19 protein-coding genes, 1 tRNA gene and 1 pseudogene are annotated in these 22640 nt (G+C 71.0%); 4 read left to right on the forward strand and 17 right to left on the reverse strand.

Features of this window, described 5'->3' with window-relative positions; all coding sequences use genetic code 11:
• The 13 genes from ACZ4WZ_RS06465 to ACZ4WZ_RS06525 form a co-directional block, all read right to left on the reverse strand.
• Positions 1 to 351 (reverse strand): hypothetical protein (locus tag ACZ4WZ_RS06465; RefSeq protein ID WP_467885835.1); only part of this gene is annotated, 351 nt, incomplete at its 3' end.
• A gap of 252 nt (positions 352 to 603) precedes the next feature.
• Positions 604 to 2391 (reverse strand): asparagine synthase (glutamine-hydrolyzing), encoded by a 1788-nt coding sequence (gene asnB, locus ACZ4WZ_RS06470; protein ID WP_467885837.1) that lies wholly within the window; start codon positions 2389 to 2391, stop codon positions 604 to 606.
• 11 nt (positions 2392 to 2402) lie between these two features.
• Complete coding sequence (locus ACZ4WZ_RS06475) at positions 2403 to 3032, reverse strand: 2OG-Fe(II) oxygenase family protein (protein ID WP_467885839.1); 630 nt, start codon at positions 3030 to 3032, stop codon at positions 2403 to 2405.
• Between the two features lie 26 nt (positions 3033 to 3058).
• The gene (locus tag ACZ4WZ_RS06480) at positions 3059 to 4702 is read right to left on the reverse strand and encodes an asparagine synthase-related protein (protein WP_467885841.1); all 1644 of its coding nucleotides are present in this window, start codon (positions 4700 to 4702) and stop codon (positions 3059 to 3061) included.
• Positions 4699 to 5361, reverse strand: coding sequence for a hypothetical protein (locus ACZ4WZ_RS06485; protein ID WP_467885843.1), 663 nt, complete (start codon positions 5359 to 5361; stop codon positions 4699 to 4701). Before ACZ4WZ_RS06485 ends, ACZ4WZ_RS06480 begins: the two co-directional genes overlap by 4 nt.
• A complete protein-coding gene (locus ACZ4WZ_RS06490) occupies positions 5358 to 6521 on the reverse strand; it encodes an ATP-grasp domain-containing protein (RefSeq protein ID WP_467885846.1) in 1164 nt (387 codons plus the stop codon). Before ACZ4WZ_RS06490 ends, ACZ4WZ_RS06485 begins: the two co-directional genes overlap by 4 nt.
• The gene (locus tag ACZ4WZ_RS06495; protein ID WP_467885848.1) at positions 6514 to 7659 is read right to left on the reverse strand and encodes a D-alanine--D-alanine ligase family protein; all 1146 of its coding nucleotides are present in this window, start codon (positions 7657 to 7659) and stop codon (positions 6514 to 6516) included. The genes ACZ4WZ_RS06490 and ACZ4WZ_RS06495 overlap by 8 nt, the downstream gene beginning before the upstream one ends.
• Positions 7656 to 8717 (reverse strand): class I SAM-dependent methyltransferase, encoded by a 1062-nt coding sequence (locus ACZ4WZ_RS06500; protein ID WP_467885851.1) that lies wholly within the window; start codon positions 8715 to 8717, stop codon positions 7656 to 7658. Before ACZ4WZ_RS06500 ends, ACZ4WZ_RS06495 begins: the two co-directional genes overlap by 4 nt.
• On the reverse strand, positions 8714 to 9310 hold the full coding sequence (locus ACZ4WZ_RS06505; protein WP_467885854.1) for a DUF6875 domain-containing protein: 597 nt from the start codon (positions 9308 to 9310) through the stop codon (positions 8714 to 8716). The genes ACZ4WZ_RS06500 and ACZ4WZ_RS06505 overlap by 4 nt, the downstream gene beginning before the upstream one ends.
• Positions 9307 to 10074, reverse strand: coding sequence for an aspartate/glutamate racemase family protein (locus tag ACZ4WZ_RS06510; RefSeq protein WP_467885856.1), 768 nt, complete (start codon positions 10072 to 10074; stop codon positions 9307 to 9309). The genes ACZ4WZ_RS06505 and ACZ4WZ_RS06510 overlap by 4 nt, the downstream gene beginning before the upstream one ends.
• The gene (locus tag ACZ4WZ_RS06515) at positions 10071 to 11036 is read right to left on the reverse strand and encodes a threonine ammonia-lyase (RefSeq protein WP_467885858.1); all 966 of its coding nucleotides are present in this window, start codon (positions 11034 to 11036) and stop codon (positions 10071 to 10073) included. The genes ACZ4WZ_RS06510 and ACZ4WZ_RS06515 overlap by 4 nt, the downstream gene beginning before the upstream one ends.
• Positions 11024 to 12025, reverse strand: coding sequence for an LLM class flavin-dependent oxidoreductase (locus ACZ4WZ_RS06520; protein ID WP_467885861.1), 1002 nt, complete (start codon positions 12023 to 12025; stop codon positions 11024 to 11026). The genes ACZ4WZ_RS06515 and ACZ4WZ_RS06520 overlap by 13 nt, the downstream gene beginning before the upstream one ends.
• 1166 nt (positions 12026 to 13191) lie before the next feature.
• Positions 13192 to 13374, reverse strand: a complete 183-nt coding sequence (locus ACZ4WZ_RS06525) for a hypothetical protein (RefSeq protein ID WP_467885863.1) — start codon at positions 13372 to 13374, stop codon at positions 13192 to 13194.
• Between the two features lie 182 nt (positions 13375 to 13556).
• Here ACZ4WZ_RS06525 and ACZ4WZ_RS06530 point away from each other — a divergent pair, with 182 nt between their 5' ends.
• Positions 13557 to 14558, forward strand: a complete 1002-nt coding sequence (locus ACZ4WZ_RS06530; RefSeq protein ID WP_467885866.1) for a hypothetical protein — start codon at positions 13557 to 13559, stop codon at positions 14556 to 14558.
• 365 nt (positions 14559 to 14923) lie between these two features.
• Here the strand turns inward: ACZ4WZ_RS06530 and ACZ4WZ_RS06535 are convergent.
• Positions 14924 to 14994, reverse strand: a tRNA-Gly gene (locus ACZ4WZ_RS06535).
• 469 nt (positions 14995 to 15463) lie between these two features.
• Between ACZ4WZ_RS06535 and dcd the strand changes: the two genes are divergently transcribed.
• Complete coding sequence (gene dcd, locus ACZ4WZ_RS06540) at positions 15464 to 16051, forward strand: dCTP deaminase (protein WP_125603638.1); 588 nt, start codon at positions 15464 to 15466, stop codon at positions 16049 to 16051.
• Entirely contained in the window at positions 16048 to 16545 is a 498-nt protein-coding gene (locus ACZ4WZ_RS06545) for a phosphoribosyltransferase (RefSeq protein WP_388933271.1), read from the forward strand. Before dcd ends, ACZ4WZ_RS06545 begins: the two co-directional genes overlap by 4 nt.
• Before the next feature lie 90 nt (positions 16546 to 16635).
• On the opposite strand, the gene ACZ4WZ_RS06550 is transcribed toward ACZ4WZ_RS06545, so the two are convergent.
• The 3 genes and pseudogenes from ACZ4WZ_RS06550 to ACZ4WZ_RS06560 all read right to left on the reverse strand — a co-directional run bounded on the left by ACZ4WZ_RS06550 (position 16636) and on the right by ACZ4WZ_RS06560 (position 21326).
• Positions 16636 to 17583 carry a Yip1 family protein gene (locus ACZ4WZ_RS06550; RefSeq protein ID WP_467885870.1) on the reverse strand — a complete coding sequence of 316 codons (948 nt, stop codon included), beginning with the start codon at positions 17581 to 17583 and terminating at the stop codon, positions 16636 to 16638.
• A gap of 869 nt (positions 17584 to 18452) precedes the next feature.
• A pseudogene (locus tag ACZ4WZ_RS06555) lies at positions 18453 to 20669 on the reverse strand (heterodisulfide reductase-related iron-sulfur binding cluster); the annotation flags it as partial.
• A 111-nt stretch (positions 20670 to 20780) separates the two neighbouring features.
• On the reverse strand, positions 20781 to 21326 hold the full coding sequence (locus tag ACZ4WZ_RS06560; protein ID WP_467885873.1) for a sugar transferase: 546 nt from the start codon (positions 21324 to 21326) through the stop codon (positions 20781 to 20783).
• 222 nt (positions 21327 to 21548) lie between these two features.
• Between ACZ4WZ_RS06560 and ACZ4WZ_RS06565 the strand changes: the two genes are divergently transcribed.
• A partial coding sequence (locus ACZ4WZ_RS06565; RefSeq protein WP_467885876.1) for an Hsp70 family protein occupies positions 21549 to 22640 on the forward strand: 1092 nt, incomplete at its 3' end.

A 22640-nucleotide genomic window follows, 5' to 3' on the forward strand; every position in this document is an offset into this window, starting at 1 on the left:
CTTGTCGAGGGCGGGGCGCATGCCGACCTTGTGCTGGCGGACGGATCCGGCCTTGTCGAGGGCGGGGCGCATGCCGACCTTGTGCTGGCGGACGGATCCGGCCTTGTCGAGGGCGGGACGCATACCGACCTTGTGCTGGCGGACGGATCCGGCCTTGTCCAGGGACGGACGCATACCGACCTTGTGCTGACGGACGGATCCGGCCTTGTCGAGGGCGGGGCGCATGCCGACCTTGTGCTGACGGACGGATCCGGCCTTGTCCAGGGACGGACGCATACCGACCTTGTGCTGGCGGATGGAACCGGCCTTGTCCAGGGACGGACGCATACCGACCTTGTGCTGACGCTCCACGAGAATTCTCCTTCTCATAAAGCCGAAACCGATGATTTCGGCTTTTCGTTTTCCGATTCCCTTGCGGCTTCGGCGTGATTCACAAGCTAGTCGACTTCCAGCTCCACACGCAAGCCGCTTCCGCCAAATTCCAAAAACTCTTCCGAGGCCCGAAAAAGGGAAACCCTGATATCGACCTATCCCATTCTCGGACGGTCGATATCAGGGGTCTTTATTGAATTGCAGGTGAAGGTTGCTGCAGGTCAGGGCGCTCTAGTGCTGCCAGATCAGGCCGTTGACGTCGTCGACGCTGTCTCCTTCGACGAAGAGTCGGCACCATATTTCCGCAGACCAGATCCTGAAGAGCGTGCGCTCCTCGCTTGCGGCCAAGATCGTGCGCCAGTCAGATGCGGGCACGCCCAGAATTTCACCCAGGAACCCGGATTCCAGATGCTTCGGATCCAATCGCTGGAGATATCGGGACACGGAGAAATTGAAGCCGAATTTCTTGCGGTCGACGACCTCGGCCGGCAGATGGCGCCTGGCCACTGCCGCGAGTCCCCCCTTGAGCACCGGCAGCAGGTGCCGCTCCAGTGGGGAGTTCAGCGCGAAGGAGGCCACGCCGGTGTCGAGGAAGGGTTCGCGGACCTCGATCGACCCCTGCATCAGGTTCTTGTCCAGCCGGTTGAGGCCGTGGCTGAGGAACAGCCGCGTGTCGCCGGCGAGGGCCGCGGCCAGTTCGCGCCGCCCCTCGGGCAGATGGGCGAAGGCCCGCAGCAAGGAGTCCCGTACGCCCCGTTCGTAACCACTCTCGCTGGCGGGCGGCAGGCCCAGGGCCTCGCACAGCCCGCGGTTGCGGTGCGCTGGCGTCTCCAGCGCCTGCGGGCCGGCACCGAAGGCCGACCGCTGTTCGTGATGGCGTGAGGGATAGCCGCCGAACAGCTCGTCCGCACCCTCCCCGGAGAACAGCACCCGCAGCCCGTCGGCGCGGGCCCGGGCCGCGACGGTCGCCAGCGCCACGGAGTTCTGGTGCACCAGCGGGTACTCGAAGTGCCAGACGCTCGCGGCGAAGTGCTCCCGCCAGGCGTCGGCGCCCACCTGGACCGAGGTCAAAGGGCTTCCGGCGGCCTCGGCCGCCCGCGCGGCCCAGGGGGTCTCGTCCACCTCGGGCTGGTCGCCGAAGGAGGCGACGTACGCGGGAAGCCGGGCGCCCTCGGCCCCGGCAAGGGCCAGGACCAGGCTGGAGTCCAGGCCGCCCGAGCAGAGCACGCCCGCCCCGGCCACGCCGTCCTGCGGCAGCCGGTGGCGTACTCCGGCCCGCAGGGTGGCCTCCAGTTCGTCCACCCAGCCGTCCGGGGAGAGCGCGGCCAGCCGCGCCTCCTCCTCCGCGTCGACCAGCCGGGCCGGTTCGAACCAGGTCCGCTCGCTGAGCAGTTCACCGTCGGCGCCGAACTGGAGCACCGTACCGGGCAGCACCCGGCGAATGCCCTGGAGCGGCGTCTGCGCACCGTTCACCCAGTAGTCGGCGAGTACGGACCGCAGCGCGTCGGGGCTCACCCGCGCCGGCACCCCGCCGGCCAAGAGGGCCTTGATCTCACTGGCCAGGTACCATCGGCCGGCGTGCCGGCCCAGGTAGAGCGGCTTCACGCCGAACCGGTCCCGGGCCACCGTCACCCGGCCGGAGCCGCGCTCCGCGTACACGAAGGCGAAGGGGCCTTCCAGCTGCGGCAGCGCGTCCGAGCCCCACTCGTCCAGGAGCGCGAGCAGGGTCTCGGTGTCGCTGTCGCCCCGGTAGGAGCGCCCTGGCAGCCGCGTGCGGAGCTCCCGGTGGTTGTGGATCTCCCCGTTGAACACCAGGAGGCTCCTGTCGCCACCGCCCCGCATCGGCTGGTCCCCGGCCGGGCCGGGGCCGGTGACGGCGAGCCGGGTGGCGGCCAAGGCCGCGCCGGGCAGCGCCGCCGCGGCGGTCCGGTCCGGCCCCCGGTGCCGCAGCACCGCGGCCATGGCCGCCGCGGTCTCCCGGTCCGCGCCGGGTCCGAGTACTGCCGCTATTCCACACATGGCGTCTCCTCTCAGCTCGGGTCGGCCACGAACTGGACGAGCAGCGTCCGCCGCAGCTCCGGTGCGTCCGGGCTGACCGGACGCACCGCGTGGTACGAGTGGTCGCTGCGGGCGAAGAGCACCGAGGTGTTGAACCGGGGCCAGACCGAGGCGGCCACCGCTGCCGGGTCCGCGTCGTCCGGCGAGGTCATGATGTCCAGGCCGCCTCCCCAGCTCCGGTCCCAGGACCGGGACAGGTAGAGGATCTGGGTGGCCACCCGGTCCGGGCGGTCGGTGTGCGCTGTCATGAACGTGCCGGGGCCGTACTCGCACAGCCGCACCTTGAGCCGGCAGCCCGCCAGGTCGGCGCCGGTGGCTTCGCTCACGAAGGTCCGGTACTCGGGGGTGAGCAGCCAGTCGAGCAACTGCCGCCACACCCCGTGCAGCGCGGCGGCCGTGACCGTCTGCTCCCCGGCCTCGATCAGGGTGCGGTCGCGGAGCAGATAGTGGCCCTGCGGGCTGCGGGACTCCCGCAGCAGCGAGGACGGGAAGTGGTCGGCGAGCTCTTCGGCGTACGCGGCATCCAACAGGTCCGAGACCTGGGCCCAGGAGAAGGGGGCTCGGTGGCGGTCGACGACCGCCCCGGAGGCAACGAGGGTCATGGCGCTCCTCGGAGAGGGCTGCGCGCTCACAGCGGCAGCGGGACAGGGGCAGGGGCGACGGCCGCGGGCCGCCGTTCCCGCCAGGACAGATAGGAGTGGACGAGCCACAGGAGCCGCAGTTCCTGGGCCGGGGCCGGCTGGTCGGAGGCGGCGAGACGGGACAGCCGCCCCACGTCCAGGCCGAACAGGTCGGGCCCGGATGCCAGTTGGCCGAGCAGGCGCTCGCGTACCAGGACCCGGAACGACTCGAAGGAGAGGGCCTGCTGCTGCTTGCCCCGCCGGGCGCCGGCCCAGCAGCCCAGGGCGTCCAGCTCCCGGCGCAGATAGCGCTTGCCGACGGACTCCTCGCGCGAGCGTGCCGCGCGGAAGCCCAGACCCGACACCTCGGGTGCGAGGAAAGGATGCCGTACCCGCACACCGTGCAGGCCGTGGGCCACCGCCGCCGAGCGCAGGTGCTCCGGCAGGAAGTGCTCCGCGTGGAAGCGTTCGATCGACCGGGCCGGTGACTCCCCGTACGGCATCAGCTCCCGCAGCCTCTCCTGTACCTCCTCGGTGGCGGCGCGGAGCTCTCCGTCCACGAGGTAGGGAGCGAGGATCTCGGGCGCGACGTGCACGGCGCACCTCACCGGAAGGTCCCGGGGACCGATCTGGGCGCCCTCCAGGCGGTCCAGGCGGTTCCAGCCGACCAGGGGGTGGTCGGCGGCCACGCCGGAGAGCACCACGGGGGTGCCGCCCTGGTCCGCCGCGCGGCCCAGGTGCCAGAAGGTCGGTACGCCGATCGCCATCACCGGCGCGCCCAGCGCGCCAACCAGGCCGTCGACCACGTCCAGGAAGGACTCGTCCGAGCGGATGGCCAGCTCGCGGTGGTCGCTGGCGGTCTCCGCAGCGACGGACGCGGCCCAGACCCGGTCGGCGTCCTCGTCCCGGTAGAAGGCGCTGTACGTGCGCAGGGCGCGCGAGTCCGGCGTACGGCGCAGGGCGTGCGCGATCAGCGAGGTGTCCACACCGCCGCTGAGGTGCAGGGCCGCCTGTTCGCCCAGCAGCCGCCGCGCCGCGTCGGCGAGCGCCTCGGCCAGCTCACCGCGTCGGGGCGCGGGCAGGTTCTCGTCGCCCCGCCCGGGGTAGCCGGACGTGGTCCGGATCCGGGTGATCCCGTCGGGCGCGAGCAGGTGCAGCACGCCGGGTGTCAGGGGGCGGACGCCTTCGAGGAACCAGGTGTCCCCCAGCGTGTAGTTGAGCAGCAGGAACTGGGCGAACGCGGCCAGGCTCGGCCGGTCGGCGCCGACGGCCGCGGCCGTCTCCGCCGGTTCGGTACCCACCGCGAGCAGGCCCGCGTACTCGGCGGCGAACAGGCTCCCCTCTCCAGCCGCGTCCCGTGCCGCGTATCTCCGCCCGCTGCGGCCGTCGGTGAGGACCAGCGCGTATCCGCCGACGACTCCGTCCAGGAAGGACTCGCCGCGCTCCACGTACGCGCGGGCCAGTCGCTCGGCGGCCCGGTGCCCGGTCAGGACCGGGCCCTCGCCGAGGTCCAGGTATCCGTGCAGGATCAGGGTGACCTGTCCCCCGGCGGCCTCGGCCACCCCGAGGTCGTCCTCGGCCGCGGCGATGCGCAGCGTCTCGCCGCGCAGCATGAACCCGCGGCCACGGCGCTCTTCCAGTCGTACGGTCACTGCCGCGCCCCTCTCATGGCGAGCCGGCCCACCGCCGCCTCCGCGATGCCGCGCACCACCGGATGGGCGAGGAGCTCGGCCAACGGTGGGGCGGTGTCGCTGACGGTGGTGTCCAGGACCAGGACCGAGTGCCGGGTGCGGGACTCGGCGCGGAGCACCTCGGCGCAGTCCAGCCAGTACTGCTCGTAGGCCTGGCCGCTGTCGCCGAGCGGGGTGCCGACCGGGCGGCGGCGGGCCAGCCGTTGCAGCCGGGCTTCCCGGTCGGCGACCAGCAGCACCGTCAGGCTCGGCTGGGGCAGCAGGGCGTGCAGGCCCGCCGGGGCGAGCGCGCCGCCCGGCGTGAGCCCCGTGTTCCAGCCGTGCTGGACCGCGCTGGAGAACCAGTAGCGGTCGGCCACCAGCGCCGGGGCACCGGAGGCACGGGCCGATTCCACGGCCCAGGCGCAGCCGCTGAGGTACATCAGGTACGACGCCAAGCCGCCGGCGGCGTGCAGCTCGTGCCGCAGGCTGTCGTACGCGGGCCCGGGCGTGGACACCCGGGGGACACCGGTCGCCCGGGACAGCTCCGTGGTCAGGTGGCTCTTCCCGGTGCCGTCCAGCCCTTCGAAGGCGATCAGGACCGGCTCGTGGGGGGTCGGCCGCCCGTCGGTGCCCGTCACCGCAGCGGTCCTGAGACCAGGCGGGGGCAGGGGTAGATCACGTCGCGGAACTCGGAGTCGCCCAGCCGCCTCGTCCGCGTGGCGACCGGGGCCACCCCGCGGACCGTTTCCGGGGCCTCGTCCCCTTCGCCGAGCAGCACCAGCAGGTGCGGCTCGGACCGGTAGGGCTCGGCGGCCGTGCCGGGGCCGGGTTCGACTCCGAGGAAGTACAGCAGGCCCAGCAGTTCGATGTCCACGCCGGTGGTACGGCGTACGAGTTCGGGGATGAAGCCCCCGGTGACGCGTGGGGAGAACTCCAGGACGTACAGGACCTCGCGTTCTTCGTCCCAGAGCGCCTCGATCTCGTACACCCCGCCGCTCAGTTCGAGGCCCTTGGTGAGGAGGCGCAGGTCCCGGTCGAGGGCGGCCAGCGCTCCCTGTGACACGTCGCCGCACTGGAAGGCGTTCCAGTGGAAGTCGGTGAGTTCGTCGCCGCGCTGGCCCACGCCGCGGATCGGGAACGACCCGACGAGCTCGCCGTCACGGACCAGGAAGGGGACGGTGAGGAAGAGCGTGCTGCCGCCGAGGTCCGGTTCCACGACGATGCCGCGCGGGTCCGCGTCCGGGTAGTCGGCGATGAACGCGTCGTACTCCGTGAGCAGCGAGCGTTCGCGCAGCTGCCGGAAGGAGCGCTCGTACGCGTCCAGGGCCCGTACGTCGGCGACCCGCTTGACCAGCATGCTGGCGAAGCCGAAGTCGGGCTTGACGACGAGCGGGTAGGGCAGCGCGGCCCGGTCCTCCACCTGGTCCAGTTTCCGCTTCTCGACCACGGTCACTCCGAGGCCGCTCAGCTCGGCGCCGAGCCTGGTCTTCACCAGCATCTGCAGGCAGACCTCGGCGAAGTTGGGGTCGCCCACCGCGGAGCGGTGCTCGGCCATCCAGTACACGCCGCTCTCGTGGCAGCACATCGCCCGGGCTCCGCGGGGCGCGGCGGTGCGGGCCGCCACCTCGGCGGCGCTGAGCACGGTCACTCCTGGGATATCGGGGCGGCCGGCGGAGTCGGGCAGCACCACCGTCAGGGGCACGCCCGTGAGGGCCGCGGCCTTGCCGACGGTCTCGAGCTGTGTGGGGCTGGGGAAGACGATCAGCGTTTCCTGCTGGTCGCCCGGCTGCTCAGACACCGGCAATCTCCTCATGGCGGTCGTGGTCGTGGTCGTGGGTGGAGGCGTCGTGGTCGCCGTGATCGATGCGGTACGGGAGCACCTTGTTCCGTAGCGGAAGGCGCCCGTACTCGGCGACGCACTCCTCGACGAGGTCCACCAGGCCGAGGCCGGCGGCCTCCAGCATCCGGGGGAAGGCACTGCCGTCCATCAGGCCGGGCAGCGTGTTGATCTCCAGGAAGTACAGCTCGCCCTCGTGCAGCAGGAAGTCCAGGCGGGCGAATCCGAAGACGGACATCTCGTCGAAGAGCCGGACGGAGGCCTGCTTGATCCGGCGGGTGGCTTCGGTGTCCTCGGTGTGCAGCAGCGGCCGCACCAGGCCGTGCTCGTGCTTCTCGCGGTGCCCGAGGAAGCCGTTCTCGGTGACGGCCTCCACCACCGGCAGCGCCAGGGTGCGCCCGCCGGAACGGACCACCCCGCAAGTGAACTCGGCGCCGGGGACGAACTCCTGGACGAGGACCTGGTCGTCGTACGGGAGGACCCGGGCCACGGCTTCGGCCAGCGCCGCACCGCTCGGCCGGGACACCAGGTCGGTGAGCAGCGAGGCGCCCATCCGGTTGGGCTTGACCACGGCGGGCCGGCCGTCGAGTGCGTCCGCCACCTCCGCGGCCCAGCGCTCCGGCTCCCCGGGGGCTTCGGCCGCGGACCGCGACAGCATCCAGGTGCGGGGGGTCCGCAGCCCCGGGACGAGGTCGCGGGCCACCACGGACTGGAGCCGCTTGTCCATCCCCAGCGCCGAAGCGAGGACGGGACCGAAGTTGCCGCGCAGGCCGAGGACCTCGGCCACGCCCTGCCAGGCACCGTCCTCGCCCTCGTTTCCGTGGAGCAGCGAGAAGACGAAGGCGCCGGAGGCCGCCAGCAGGTCCAGCCCCTCGTGCAGCAGCAGCTCCGGGCCCGCGCGGAGCTCTTCCTCCGTCTCCGGCCAGGGCCCCTGCCCGAAGTGCCGGTAACCGCCTTCCCGGGTGAGGTAGGCGACGGCCGAGAGCGAGAGCCGCCCGGGGGCGGCCTCGATCGCGGCGCGCAGCCGGTGGTAGCTGTGCAGGGAGGCGTCGTGCTCGGTGCTACGACCGCCGAGCAGCAGCACAATGTTCACGGTCACCGGTTCACCGGTCCTCTCGCGACTAGGTAGGTGGCATGCGGGGTGCTCTCGATCTCCACCTCGGTGAAGACGGAGCCGAGCAGGGCTGCGGCCGCTCCGGCCTCCAGCCCGAAGTCGGTGGTGTGGAACGGCTGCGCCGCCAGCCACTGGGCGGGCCGGGGCCGGAACATCCGCGAGTACAGGACGCCTTCCGGGGTCAGCACCCGGGCCAGTTCGCGCACCGCGGCCGGCCGGTCCTCGGCCGGCATGCAGTGCAGGCAGCCGATGTCCAGGGCGGCGTCGAAAGAGGCGTCGGGCCAGGGCAGTGCGGTGGCGTCGGCCACCGACAGCTCCACACCAGGGCCCAGCAGCCGCCGGGCCCGCGCCACGGCGGAGGCCGAGATGTCGGAGCCCGCGACCCGGTAGCCGAGCGGGATCAGCTGCCTGGCGTTCTTGCCGTAGCCACAGCCGAGGTCGAGAACCCGGGAGCCGGGCGGGGTGCCCGCGAGCAGCCGCTCCAGTACATCGGTCTCCAGCGGTACGAAGTTCCACGGGACCGTGTACGGGTCCGCGTAGACCTCCTCCATGCTGGCGGCCCGTTCCCGGTCTCCGCGCGTGAAGTCGCGGCAGACCGAGCGCAGTCCGCTCTCCGGCGCCAGCTCGAAACCCTCTTCGGCCAGCAACGGCAGCAGCCCCTCGTCGAGGGGGCCTGGGACGTCCAGCGTCCACTCCCGCAGGCCGTCCCGGAAGGTCTTGGCCAAGGTGCGGACGGCGAGCCGGACGGCCTCGGCGACCGCCGCGACGGGACGGCTCAGGAGCGCCTCGTCCGGGACCAGCGCGACCACGCCGGCGGACCGGGCGGCGTGCAGGACACCCAGGCACTGCTCCTGGTCTTCCAGCACCCGGAAATCGACCGACTCCCGGCCCTGGAGGTGTTCCGCGGCGACGAAGAGCTCGGGGCCCACCACGCAGTAGAGGTCCTTGCCGCCGGGACGTACGGTGCCTCGGGCAGCGGCTCCCGGCATGGCCGCGGGGGTCTCGGTGGGCTCCCTGGTCGCGATGGTCGCGGTATCGCTCATGATGCGGTCCTCGTGTCGATTCCGGGGCCGGCCGCGCGGAAGATGCGGTGCAGCTCCGGCTGGCCGGCGAGAAAGAGCTCGTCGTGCGGGGTGGAATGGCGCAGGGCGAGCGTCGGCCAGGGTGACCGGGCCACCGGCACCTCGGCGTTGCGCACACTGGTGTCCGGGCTGGCGGGGAAGAACTCGCCCGTGGTCAGCCCGTCCGCGAGCAGCAGCGGCTTGACGCGGGTGCGTACACCGGTGAGAAGCGCCTCCTGGCCCGCCAGCCCCGTGTGCACCACCACCAGGCAGCGCAACAGCGCTTCGGCGGCCGGCCGTCGGGCCGTGTCCGCACGGAATTCCGCCGCCCCTGCGAGCAGCCAGCGGTCCAGCGCGCCCGGGTCCGCGGGGGACAGCGGGCACTCGACCAGCTCGATGTGGTGGCGCCTCAGCGCCGCCGGTACGTAGGGGCACAGCGCCCCGGCCCGGCCGAGCGCCGGAGCGGGGGCACTGACCTCGTCGCGTATCCAGGCAGCTGTCTCGGCGGCCCACGCGGGGGCCGCCGGATCGGCCAGGACCCGAGCGGCGTCGAGCACCGTGCCGAGGCCGGTCATCGGACCGCTCCGGTGAGCGCAGTCGCGGGTGCGGTGTCCCGGCGGGAGGCCAGCAGGCTCTGGGAGCAGGCGTCGACCAGACAGCTGAGGCTGTCCACCACCGGCACCCCGAAGTCCGCGCTGTCACGCAGCAGATGGAGGTCGGTGCAGCCGAGCACGACGGCGTCGAGCGGTCCCGCGGAGAGGATCAGTCGGCGGAGTCGGGCCGGGGGGAACTCCCGCAGGTCCCCGTCGAGGCAGGCCAGCACCAGCTGCTCCACCTCGCGCTGCGCGTCCGGCCCCGGGACGGCGAACTCCACACCGTTCCCGTGGCGGTAGAGCCCGGAGCGCACGGTCGAGGTGGTGCCGAGCAGCAGCACCCGGCCGTAGCCGCGCGCCGCGATGCTCCGGTGCACCGCTCCGACCATGTCGATCCACTGCAACGACCGGCCCCGGAGCAAATCGGGCAGGTAGGAGTGCAGGGTGTTGCACGGCAGGGTGACGCGGTCGGCACCGGCCCGCTCGAACACGTCGAGGGCGTCCCGCAGCAGCGCGGTGATCTCCGCGCGGTGCCGGGGTCCGGCGGTGCCGGCGATGAAGGCGCGTTCCAGCTCGGCGGGCAGCGGCAGGCTGTGCGTGACCACGTCCGGGTAGGCGCCGCCGGTGGCCTGCTGGTGGCTGGCGACCAGGCGCAGATAGAAGTCGGATGTGGCGATCGGGCCCACCCCGCCGACCACGCCGAGACGGGCGGGGGCGGCCAGGCCCGAGGTCTGGGTCTGGTTCATGCCTGCTCACTCCAAGAGGCGCCGGTGGGGGCGTCGGTAGGGCCGGCGCCGGCCGCGGCGAGGCAGCGGCGCCAGACGGGTTCGTCGATGTTTCCGCCCGACACCACGGCCAGCGCCCGGAGCCCCGGGCCGCTCGCGCGCAGCGCCGCGGCGAACGCTGCGGCGCCGGCGCCCTCGGCGCGGATGCGGGCCCGGGTCCAGAGCAGTGCCATGGCGCGGTGGAGTTCGTCGTCGTCCACAGCGGTGACCTGCTGGCCTCGGTGCCGGCAGGCGTCGAACGGGATCCGGCCGATCCTGCGGACCAGCAGGCCCTCGGGCAGGCCGGTCGCGGAGTCGAGCAGGATCCGGCGGCCGGCGGCGAGGGACTCCCGCATCGCGGGGGCGTTCCGGTGCTCGACGCCGACGATGCGCACTCCGGCCTCGCCCCACTGCCGGATCGCGGCGGTGATCAGCCCGCCGCCGCCCAGCGGGACGAAGACGATGTCGGGCAGCCCGCCTTGGGCCGCGGCCTCCCGGAAGAGGGACTGGTGCCCCGCGATCGTCTCGGAGTCGTCGAAGCTGTGGACGAAGACCCCGCAGCCGCTGTCGGCCTCGGCCCGCGCGAGTGCCTCGCACTCGTCGTAGCCGCCGTCCACCAGGACGGTCTCGGCGTCCTGGGCGGCGATCCGCTGGAGTTTGGCGCCGGGGGTGGTGGCCGGGACGTAGATGCGGGCGTGCTGGCCGCGGGCACGGGCGGCCTCGGCGAGGGCCGACGCGTGGTTGCCGGTGGATGCGGTGATCAGCAGGGTGCCGGCGGGGAGCAACCCGGTACGCCGCCACACACCCCGGTACTTGAAGGCGCCGGAGCGCTGCCTGGTCTCGTCCTTGAGCAGCAGCTCGCGCCAGCCGTGAGCGCCGCCGTAGGAGACGAGCGGGGTGGTCAGCGGCGGGGCCGCCGCGGGAGAGGGCGCTACCCGAAGCACGGCATGACCTCCTGGGCGAACAACTCCAGTGAGCGGGACGCGGCCTCGGGAGCGAGACTGCCGAACCGGGTCATCAGGGAGAGGTCGGTGATCCCGGCCGCCTGCCATTCCTTGATCTTCCGGGCGACCGTCTCCGGCGTGCCGAACAGCACCTTCTCCGGGTAGATGTCGGCGTAGTCGTGCGGGGCGAGGGGGCGGCCGAAGGCCGTGTCCACCGCGCCGAGGTACTCCATCAGCCCCTGCCGGGGCACCTCGGCGGCTTCCTCCTCGGTCCGCGCCACGAACAGGTGCTGGTTGGCGAGTACCCGTCCGCCGTGGGCGTCGAGCCCTGCCCCGCGGCGTGCCTCCCGGTACCGGGCCAGGCCCTCGGCCAGTTCCTCGGGCGCGCGGTTGTAGGGGTTGACCATGAGGTGGAGGCCCTCACGGCCCGCCAGCTCGAAGGACTCGCGCGAGGTGGAGGCCGCGATCCAGAGCGGTGGCCCGGGTCGCTGCACGGGCTTCGGCAGCACGTCCACCCGGTCCAGCGCGTAGTGCTCGCCGTGGAAGGTGAGGGGGCCGTCCGCCCACGCGCCGCGCAGCACCGCGAGCCCCTCGGTGAACCGGCCCGCCCTGTCCTCCATGGCGACTCCGCGTCCGGCGAACTCGCTGGGCAGGAAGCCGCGTCCCACTCCGACGTCCAGGCGGCCGTTGCTGAGTACGTCGAGCATCGCGAAGCTCTCCGCCGTCTCCACGGCGTCCCGCAGGGGCAGGACCGTCGCCGCGGAGCCGATCCGGATCCGCTCGGTGCGCGCCGCGACGGCGGCGCCCAGTACCGGGATGTCCGGCACGAATCCGCCGTACGTCGAGAAATGATGCTCTGCGAACCACACGGAATCCAGGCCGAGTTGCTCGGCTTCCACCGCACAGTCGATCAGGTCCTTGTAGGTCTCGGTGGCCGACCAGCGGCGGTCGGGGCAGTCGGCGGGCAGGAAGAACAGACCGAAACGCATGCGGATTCCTTGGGGGTGTGGCGTACGCAAGGGAGGGCTGGGGCGCTGGACCGCTCATAGGCGGAGGAGGAAGAGGGAGGAATACCGGGAAGGCCCGGCCTCGTGATCCCAGCCTGCCGACATTGGGGCCGTCGGGCCATAGTCCGGGGGGCTCACCAAGTGGTCTTGCACGAAGGGGAACGGGTGCCAAATGGGACATTGTGCACGCAAGGCGTCGAATCGCGCGCGGTATCGGTCAGGAATAGCGCCAGAAACAGGTCGAGGAAATTGCGGAATTCCATGAGGGGCATTCCTGAGGAGACCCCACCAGGCGCCTCCGGGCAGTTCACGCAGGAGTGGCGGCGAGGGACCCTCGCCGGCCATGGGGGGCTCGCTCAGCGCATGGGTCAGCCCCGGCGAGATCCTTCCTCGCCGGGGCTGAACGTTTCCGGAGACCGGGAACGGCATGCGCAGGGCCGAACCGGAGGGTGTCCGGGCGGGGTGTGGGTCGTCGTGGTGGCACCGAGCGTGGCGCCAACCGGCTGGTCGGCAGGCGGGCGTTGCTGGACCGCGTCCGCGATGGCGGCGGCGATCGGCACGGAGGTCCGGGCTCCGCCGCGAAGGGCCGGCGCGAGAAACGGAAGGCTCGGGGTAGCCCGGGGGCTGTCACGGCACCCGGCTTCGTACACAGGTGCGCTCCCGTACGGGAGCGGGGCGGGTGCCGGACCGGACGGAGCGGGAGGCTCGACGTCCGCCGGGCCGCGCCCGGAAAGGATTCACGGGGACGGTCCCGCCGCCCGTCGAAAGCCGGCGGCGGGACCTGAGCAGTCCCCGGCCCATGACACTTGACAATGTCATGGGCATATACGTGGCATGATTTCCCCAGCACGGGGATGGGGAGTGGATAGATGAAACCCGGATCACCAGGACGTGCCCAGATGGCCGCTGATATCCGACATCGAGGGCAGCGGGGGCTGCCCTCGGGGCGGACGGGTACCCCTCGCGCTGCGGATACCCAGTATCAGGACCGGCGCGGATACGGCCAGGATAACCGCGGCCGCCACGGCCAATTTCGCGCCACGTTTCCGGGATGTTCCAGGAGGCGCGGGCGGGATTTTCATATTCACCTCCTCCGCTCGGATAGGGCGTCGGAGGGAGGATGCCCCGAAAGGCTCGACCTCGGAAACTCAGCTGAGCGGCTTGCAGTCGCGCGTCTCGCAGCCCCACTCGGTGTCGTTCGCCGTGATGGGGGTGCCGACTACGGATTCCTGCCGGGACGCGTCCGCGAACCCAGCCGATTCCGCCTGCCCCGCAAATCCGATCGCGACAAAGGCAAGGGCAGCGGCAGTCAGGAACTTGGCAAGCTTCATGGCATCCTCCGGGACATGCGAACCGTCAAACGGAATTACTGAATTTCTGAGGCGCTTTCCGGGGACTTTCCCTCCCCTCCGCACACCTCAAGAATGTCTCGACCGGGACCGCCGGTCCATACCTGCCAGCCGCCACCAAGCTGCAGTGCACGAAACAGAGGGGGGACATAATGGACATAACCTTGGATACTGACCACTCCGCAGGCTTCGATGAACGAGATGTCCGCATATACGGCCACGTCCTGACCCATGGCCGGGTGCCGGCCGACACCCTGGCGGAAGCGCTGGGCCTGTCACGGGAGGAGGCCGATAAGGCGGCGAAGCGGCTCATGGCCGACCGGCTGCTGTACTGCGGCGCGGACGGCACGCTCTCGGCGGTCAGCCCGCGCACCGCGGCCTCGGAACTGGTGGGAGCCGAGGAGAACGAGCTGCGCCAGCGCCTGGCCCAACTGGAGAACACACGGGCCCGGCTGAACGCCCTGAGCCCGCTGTACGAACTGGCCCACCAGGGGCGCCAGGACTCGGGGGCCATCGAGCTCGTGAGCACCCGGGACCGGGTGATGGCGCTGATCTCCGACGCCACCGCGCGGTGCAGCCGCGAGGTGCTCACCGTCCAGCCGGGCGGCGGCCGGCCCGCCGATCACCTGAAACGCGCCCTGCCCAGGGACCTGGCCATGCTGGAACGCGGGATCGCCATGCGCACGCTGTACCAGCACACCGCCCGGTACAGCCCGCCCACCCAGGAGTACATCGAGAGGCTGACCGCCGTCGGCGCGGAAGTCCGCACCCAGGGCGAACTGTTCGGCAAGATGATCATCTTTGACCGGGAGACGGCCTTCCTGCCGACATGGGACAATCCGAACGCGGCGGTGATCGTCCGCGAGCCGTCGGCCGTGGCGTTCCTGTGCTCCGTCTTCAGCACCACCTGGAACCTGGCCGAGCCGTTCGCCCCCGCGTACACCGCCGTCACGGCCGACAGCCTCCGCAGCGCCATCATCCGCATGCTCGCGGACGGAGCCAAGGACGAGTCCATCGCGCGGAGGCTGGGCATGTCGCTGCGGACCTGCCGACGCCACGTGTCCGAGTTCATGGCGGAGGTGGGCGCCGACAGCCGCTTCCAGGCGGGCTTCCTTGCTGCCGAGCGCGGTCTGCTCGACACCGGTCAGACCGGTCGGGAAGCCTGAGAAGGACCCCGGGGGAGAGGCCCGCCCGGGCTGCCGCCGGGGGATCGGGCGCCGGCGCGACCGCCGCCATCCACAAGATCCGTGCCCCCGCTCGCCGCTCCCGTCGGAGCGGCTCGGCGGAGGTGACGTACAGGGACGCGGTCCGGGCAGCCACCCGGGCCGCACCCCCCTGCGGCGTGTCGTGCAAGTCATTTGACGTGCGTCTCGTCATTCGAGGCGTTCCGGCGTGAGGTGGCGGTGAGAGACGGACCCGCGTCCAACCCGGCGCCCTGTTGCGGCACTTAGGGCACGCGAATGGCGCGCGGGCTCTGAGAGGTCTAGACAACGAAGAAGGCCCAGGTCGCTGACCTGGGCCTTCTTGCAAGAGCGGATGACGGGAATCGAACCCGCGCTATAAGCTTGGGAAGCTCATGTTCTACCATTAAACTACATCCGCAAGGTGGGCCAGCTGCCTGGATCCCTACCGTTGCACACTGTACCCCATGATCGACCCCCGGTGAATTCTCCCGTCGGGGTCGTTCTCGTTTCGGGGGTGCAGGAGGGTTCGTGGGGGCGGGAGTTGGGGCGTACCGTGGGGGTGCGGAGCGGCGGCTGGAGTGGGTCCTGATCATCCCCTAATGTGGCGATTCATCGCAGTACGGCTCGTTGGGGAAAGGGACTCGATGGAGCACACAGTCGTCCGTTGTGCCGAAGGGCATGTTTTCAACACCGCTTCGTTCCCGTTGCAGCACCTCGGTGCCGGCCGGATCGGCCCCGGGCGGCTGCTGCGGTGTCCGCGGTGCGCGCGGCTGAGGCACGCGGTGCCCGTCGGAGGCGCCAAGCGCTAGGGCGGCGGGCCGGTAGTGACGGGCGCGCGGGATCCTTCCCGATTGGGGTGGCCCGCGCGCTCTGCGTATCCTCGGGACGTGCTTCTCTCCGACAAAGACATCCGGGCCGAGATCGACAGCGGACGGGTTCGCATTGACCCGTTCGACGAGTCGATGGTGCAGCCCTCCAGCATCGATGTGCGTCTCGACCGGTTCTTCCGGGTCTTCGAGAACCACCGCTACGCGCACATCGACCCCGCCACCGAGCAGCCCGACCTGACCCGCATGGTCGAGCCCGAGGGCGACGAGGCCTTCATCCTGCATCCGGGTGAGTTCGTGCTCGCCTCGACGTACGAGGTGATCTCGCTGCCCGAGGACATCGCCTCCAGACTGGAGGGGAAGTCCAGCCTGGGCCGCCTCGGTCTGGTGACGCATTCGACGGCCGGTTTCATCGATCCCGGGTTCTCGGGTCACGTGACCCTCGAGCTGTCGAACCTGGCCACCCTGCCGATCAAGCTCTGGCCGGGCATGAAGATCGGGCAGCTGTGCATGTTCCGCCTCAGCTCGCCCGCGGAGTTCCCGTACGGCAGCGAGCGGTACGGCTCCCGGTACCAGGGGCAGCGCGGGCCGACCGCCTCGCGTTCCTTCCAGAACTTCCACCGCACCCAGGTGAGGCACGAGGCATGAGCGAAGTACGCGAGAACCTGAGCTACGAGGGCTTCGGCCGTGCCGTCCGCGAGCTGGCGCAGACCATCGCCGACGACGGCTACGAGCCCGACATCATCCTGAGCATCGCCCGCGGCGGGGTATTCGTCGCCGGGGGCCTGGCGTACGCGCTCGACTGCAAGAACATCCACCTGGTGAACGTGGAGTTCTACACCGGTGTGGGCACCACGCTGGAGATGCCGGTCATGCTGGCGCCCGTGCCCGAGGCGATCGACTTCACCGACAAGAAGGTCCTCATCGCCGATGACGTGGCCGACACCGGGAAGACGCTCAAGCTCGTCCACGACTTCTGCCTCGGCCACGTCGCCGAGGTGCGCTCCGCCGTGATCTACGAGAAGTCCCACTCGCTCGTGCAGTGCGAGTACGTGTGGAAGCGCACCGACGACTGGATCGAGTTCCCCTGGTCCGTCCAGCCGCCCGTGGTGAAGCGCGAGGGCCAGGTCCTCGACGCCTGATCGGAGTACGGAGTACGGAGTACGAGGAAGGGCCCGCCGCGCGAGTCGCGCGGCGGGCCCTTCCTCGTACGGGTGCGTAGCGGGCGGCGGCTAGAGCGTGCCCAGCTTGATCATCGAGAGCAGTGCGACCAGCTGGATCGCGGACGCGCCCAGCGCCTTCTGCCAGGGCAGGTCGTGCGATTTGCTGACCATCGAGGTGAAGAGCGCTCCGGCCGCCAGCCAGGTCACCCAGCCCAGCACCTGCACCACCATGTTGTCGCCGCCCAGGAACACCGCCACCAGCAGGCGCGGCGCGTCCGTGAGGGACATGACCAGCATCGACAGGCCCACGGTCGGCTGCCACGCGCCGTCGCCGCCCAGCTGGCGGGCCAGGGTGTGGGTGACCGCGCCGAGGATCAGGCCGCAGAGGACGAAGGCCACGCCGGCGCTGAGGATGATCGGGATCACCTGGGTGAGGGTCGCCTTGATGGCGTCCTCGCGGGCCTTGTCGAAGCCGAAGACCGCGAGCATGCCGTAGACGAACGTCACGACCAGCGCCGGACCCCAGACGGCGTAGTCCCGCATCTGGAGGAAGGTCGGCCCCGGCCGCAGCACGATGCCGCGCAGCAGGTCCTTCCAGTGCAGCCGCGGCCCGACGGGGGCCGCGGAGGCCGCGCCGGCCTGGTACGTCGCGCCCTGGCCGTACGGGTCCTCGCCGACCGAGAACGCCTGGGTGTAGCCCGGGTCGTTCGCGTACGAGGACCCGTGCGGGGCCGTGTACGGGGTCTGCGGCGGCTGCGGCTGGGCGTACTGGCCGTGCTGGCCCGCGGGGCCCTGCTGGCCGTACGGGTCGAAGTACTCCGGCTCGCCTTGGTCGCCCGCGGCGCCCTGGGCCGGCCAGTGCTGCTGCGGCGGCGGGCCGGCGGGCGGGTAGGGCTGATGGCCGTACGGCGTCTGCGGCGCTTGCTGCTGACCGTACGGCTGCTGCCGCGGGGTGTGCGGGGGTTGCTGCGGGGGGTGGTTGTTGTCCCTGCCGCGTCCGATCCTGAATCCAGCCACGTGATCGAAAGTACCTGCTCCGCCGGGCGGCCGTGGCCGGGCCACCGGAACCGGCGGCCTTTGCGGCTGACCTGTGACATCCCCTAGGGGGAGTGGGGGGCAGTAGATTTGCTCGGTTATGGCGGCTTGTGGGGTGGTTCGCTGTACGGCCGACGGAATGCGTACGTAGCGGGGCCGTAGCGCGAACCGGCCCCTGCCCCTCCCGGAACGCGGAACGGCCGGTCCCCCGTACGTACGGGGAACCGGCCGTCTCGCTCGCTGTCCTGGCGGGCCTGCGGCTACTTGGCCGCCTCGGACTTCGTCCCGCCCTTGTCCTCGGCCTCGGGAGCCTCAGGCTCCGCCGTCCCGGCCTCGGGCTCGGCCGGGGCCTCGGCCTCGGTCTCGGTCTTCGCCTCGGCGCCGGTCTCCGGCTTCGCCGGGGCTGCCTCGGTGTCGGCGGCCTCGGCCTCGGGCTCGGGGTCGGCCTCGGGCTCGGCGTCGGCCTCGGGCTCGGCGTCGGCCTTGGCCTCGGCGTCGGCCTTGGGCTCGGCCTCGGCCGGAGCCTTGGTCGCCGGCTCCGCCTCGGGCTTCGTCTCGGCCTTGACCGGAGCGGCCTTGGCCTCGGTCTCCGCCGGGGTCTCGGCCTCCGCCTCGGCAGCGGCCTCAGCCTCCGCCTTCGCCTTGGCTTCCGCCTCTTCCTTCGCCTTCGCCTCGGCAGCGGCGGCCTCCGCCTTCGCCTTGGCCTCCGCTTCCGCCTCCGCCTTCGCCTTGGCCTCCGCTTCCGCCTCGGCCTTCGCAGCGGCCTCCGCCGCCTTCGCCTCGGCCTCGGCCTCCGCGGCGGCAGCCGCCTCCGCCTCCGCCGCGGCAGCCGCCTCGGCCAGCTCCTCCTCCGTCGGCTCCGGGGCCTTCACCGACTCCAGCAGCAGCTGCGCCACGTCCACGACCTGGACGGATTCCTTCGCCTGGCCGTCGTTCTTCTTGCCGTTCACCGAGTCGGTCAGCATCACCAGGCAGAACGGGCACGCCGTCGACACGATGTCGGGGTTCAGGGACAGGGCCTCGTCGACGCGCTCGTTGTTGATGCGCTTGCCGATCCGCTCCTCCATCCACATCCGCGCGCCGCCGGCGCCACAGCAGAAGCCCCGCTCCTTGTGGCGGTGCATCTCCTGCTGCCGCAGCCCCGGCACGGCCGACATGATCTCGCGCGGCGGCGTGTAGACCTTGTTGTGCCGGCCCAGGTAGCAGGGGTCGTGGTACGTGATCAGGCCGTCGACCGGCGTCACCGGCGTCAGCCGGCCCTCGTCGATCAGGTGCTGGAGCAGCTGCGTGTGGTGGATGACCTCGTACTCGCCGCCCAGCTGCGGGTACTCGTTCGCGATGGTGTTGAAGCAGTGCGGGCAGGTGGAGACGATCCGCTTCGCCGACTTCGGCTTCTTCGTCGACGGGTCGTCGTCGTCCTCGCCGAAGGCCATGTTCAGCATGGCCACGTTCTCCTGGCCCAGCTGCTGGAACAGCGGCTCGTTGCCCAGACGGCGCGGCGAGTCACCGGTGCACTTCTCGTCACCGCCCATGATCGCGAACTTGACGCCCGCGATGTTCAGCAGCTCCGCGAAGGCCTTCGTGGTCTTCTTCGCCCGGTCCTCAAGGGCGCCCGCGCAGCCGACCCAGTACAGGTAGTCGAACTCCGAGAGGTCCTCCGCGTCCTTCCCGATGATCGGGACCTCGAAGTCGACCTCCTTCGTCCACTCCACGCGCTGCTTCTTGGCCAGGCCCCAGGGGTTGCCCTTCTTCTCCAGGTTCTTGAGCATCGTGCCCGCCTCCGACGGGAACGCGCTCTCGATCATCACCTGGTAGCGGCGCATGTCGACGATGTGGTCGATGTGCTCGATGTCGACCGGGCACTGCTCCACGCACGCACCGCAGGTGGTGCAGGACCACAGCACGTCCGGGTCGATGACGCCGTTCTCCTCGGCGGTGCCGATCAGCGGGCGCTCGGCCTCGGCCAGGGCTGCCGCCGGGACGTCCTTCAGCTGCTCGGCGGTGGCCTTCTCCTCGCCCTCCATCGTCTTGCCGCCGCCTGCCAGCAGGTACGGGGCCTTCGCGTGCGCGTGGTCGCGCAGCGACATGATGAGGAGCTTCGGGGACAGCGGCTTGCCGGTGTTCCAGGCGGGGCACTGCGACTGGCAGCGGCCGCACTCGGTGCAGGTGGAGAAGTCGAGGATGCCCTTCCAGGAGAACTGCTCGACCTGGGAGACGCCGAAGACGTCGTCCTCGCCGGGCTCCTCGAAGTCGATCTCCTTGCCGCCCGAGGTCATCGGCTGGAGGGCGCCGAGCGCCGTCGAACCGTCGGCGTTGCGCTTGAACCAGATGTTCGGGAAGCCGAGGAAGCGGTGCCAGGCCACACCCATGTTGGTGTTGAGCGCCACCGTGATCGCCCAGATGAACGAGGTGCTGATCTTCACCATGGCGGTGAAGTAGATGGCGTTCTGGAGGGCGCTGTACGAGAGTCCCTTGAAGGCCAGGACCAGCGGGTAGGAGGCGAAGTACGCCGGCTCGTACGACTCCACGCCGTGGATCGCGCCCTCGAGGCCGCGCAGGGCGAGGATCGCGAGGCCGATGGTGAGGATGATGTACTCGACGAAGTACGCCTGCCAGGCCTTCGAGCCGGCGAAGCGCGACTTGCGACCGGCCCGCGAGGGAAGGTTGAGCAGACGGATCGCCATGAGGACGACGATGCCGACGACCGTCATCACGCCGATGAACTCGATGTAGAGCTCGAAGGGCAGGAAGCCGCCGACGACCGGCAGCACCCAGTCCGCCTGGAAGAGCTGGCCGAAGGCCTGGACCAGGGTGGGCGGCAGCGTCAGGAAGCCGATCGCGACGAACCAGTGCGCGAAGCCGACGATGCCCCACCGGTTCATCCGGGTGTGGCCGAGGAACTCCTTGACCAGGGTGATCGTTCGGTCCTTCGGGCGGTCCGTGCGGCTGCCCGCCGGTACGGGTTGGCCGAGCTTCACGAACCGGTAGATCTGCGCCACGGCTCGGGCGATCAGCGCGACGCCGACCACGGTCAGGACCAGCGACACGATGATCGCGGCGAGTTGCATGGGAGGGCTCCTCGGGCGGGGACTTACTAAGCGGTAACTTATTGAGTCAAGGCTTGAGGTTACCCAGTTCCCGCGCCGCACTGTAGGTGAGCGTGCGGTGATCTGTGTCGCTCAGGCTTGCCTCTGTCGGTAGGCCGCCCGAGGGGTCTTCGCGAGGATCGCGAGATCCATCCCCAGCCAATGGCTCTCCACATAGTGCCGGTCCAGCAGCACCATCTCCTCCCAGGGTAGGTCGGAGCGGGCGCTGACCTGCCACAATCCGGTCATTCCGGGACGTACGAGCAGTCGTTCGGGGTGGTCGGTGCGGGGCTCCGGGCGCGGCCCGACCAGCGACATCTCGCCGCGCACCACGTTGAGCAGCCGCGGCAGCCCCTCCAGCGCGCACCGCCGCACCAGCGCGCCCGCCCGCCCCGCGTCCTCGGTGCGCAGCCGCCAGGCGCCGAACGGCCGTCCGCCGAGCCCGAGCGCGGGCTCGCGTACGAGGACCCGCGCGCGGGAGGCCGCGTACAGGGCGGCGGCCGCCACCAGCAGTGGACCGGCGGACAGCGCCAGCAGCAGCGCGGCTCCGATCAGGTCGCAGACCCGCTTGGCCGACGGCCGGGCCGGCCGCCGCGGCCGCAGCCCCGGCCGGGCGGGGAGGGGGAGGAGCCAAGGCATGCCAGCACGCTGCCGGACGCCCGCCGCGGCCCCGGCGCGCCGCGCGGCGCACCCGGGGGCCGGAACCCGTTCGGGCGTACCCGCGGGGAGAGCCCGCCCGGGGGCGGTGTGAGCGTAGGGGGAGCCTAAAGGTTGAGCCCCCTCGGCTCACCTCTGTTGACGCTCGCCCGGCCTTGGGGCATCCTTGAGTCTGTTCCACTCAAGTCAGCTGGAGGAATCGAAATGGCACGTGCGGTCGGCATCGACCTGGGCACCACTAACTCCGTCGTCAGCGTTCTCGAAGGCGGCGAGCCCACCGTCATCACCAACGCCGAGGGTGCCAGGACCACGCCGTCCGTCGTCGCCTTCGCCAAGAACGGCGAAGTCCTCGTCGGCGAGGTGGCCAAGCGCCAGGCGGTCACGAACGTGGACCGGACCATCCGCTCCGTCAAGCGCCACATGGGCACTGACTGGAAGATCAACCTGGATGGCAAGGACTTCAACCCGCAGCAGATGAGCGCCTTCATCCTGCAGAAGCTGAAGCGCGACGCCGAGGCGTACCTGGGCGAGAAGGTCACGGACGCGGTCATCACCGTCCCGGCGTACTTCAACGACTCCGAGCGCCAGGCGACGAAGGAGGCCGGCGAGATCGCCGGTCTGAACGTCCTGCGCATCGTGAACGAGCCGACGGCCGCCGCCCTGGCCTACGGTCTCGACAAGGACGACCAGACCATTCTCGTCTTCGACCTCGGCGGCGGCACCTTCGACGTGTCGCTCCTGGAGATCGGTGACGGCGTCGTCGAGGTCAAGGCCACCAACGGTGACAACCACCTCGGTGGCGACGACTGGGACCAGCGCGTCGTCGACTACCTGGTGAAGCAGTTCCAGAACGGCCACGGCGTCGACCTGTCCAAGGACAAGATGGCGCTCCAGCGTCTGCGCGAGGCCGCCGAGAAGGCGAAGATCGAGCTGTCCTCCTCCACGGAGACCTCGATCAACCTGCCGTACATCACGGCGTCCGCCGAGGGCCCGCTGCACCTGGACGAGAAGCTCACGCGCTCGCAGTTCCAGCAGCTCACCGCGGACCTGCTCGACCGCTGCAAGACCCCGTTCCACAACGTCATCAAGGACGCCGGCATCCAGCTGTCCGAGATCGACCACGTGGTCCTGGTCGGCGGCTCCACCCGCATGCCGGCCGTCGCCGAGCTCGTCAAGGAGCTCACCGGCGGTCAGGACGCCAACAAGGGCGTCAACCCGGACGAGGTCGTCGCCATCGGCGCCACCCTCCAGGCCGGTGTGCTCAAGGGTGAGGTCAAGGACGTCCTGCTCCTCGAC

Source organism: Streptomyces sp. NPDC029122 (genome assembly GCF_055569445.1).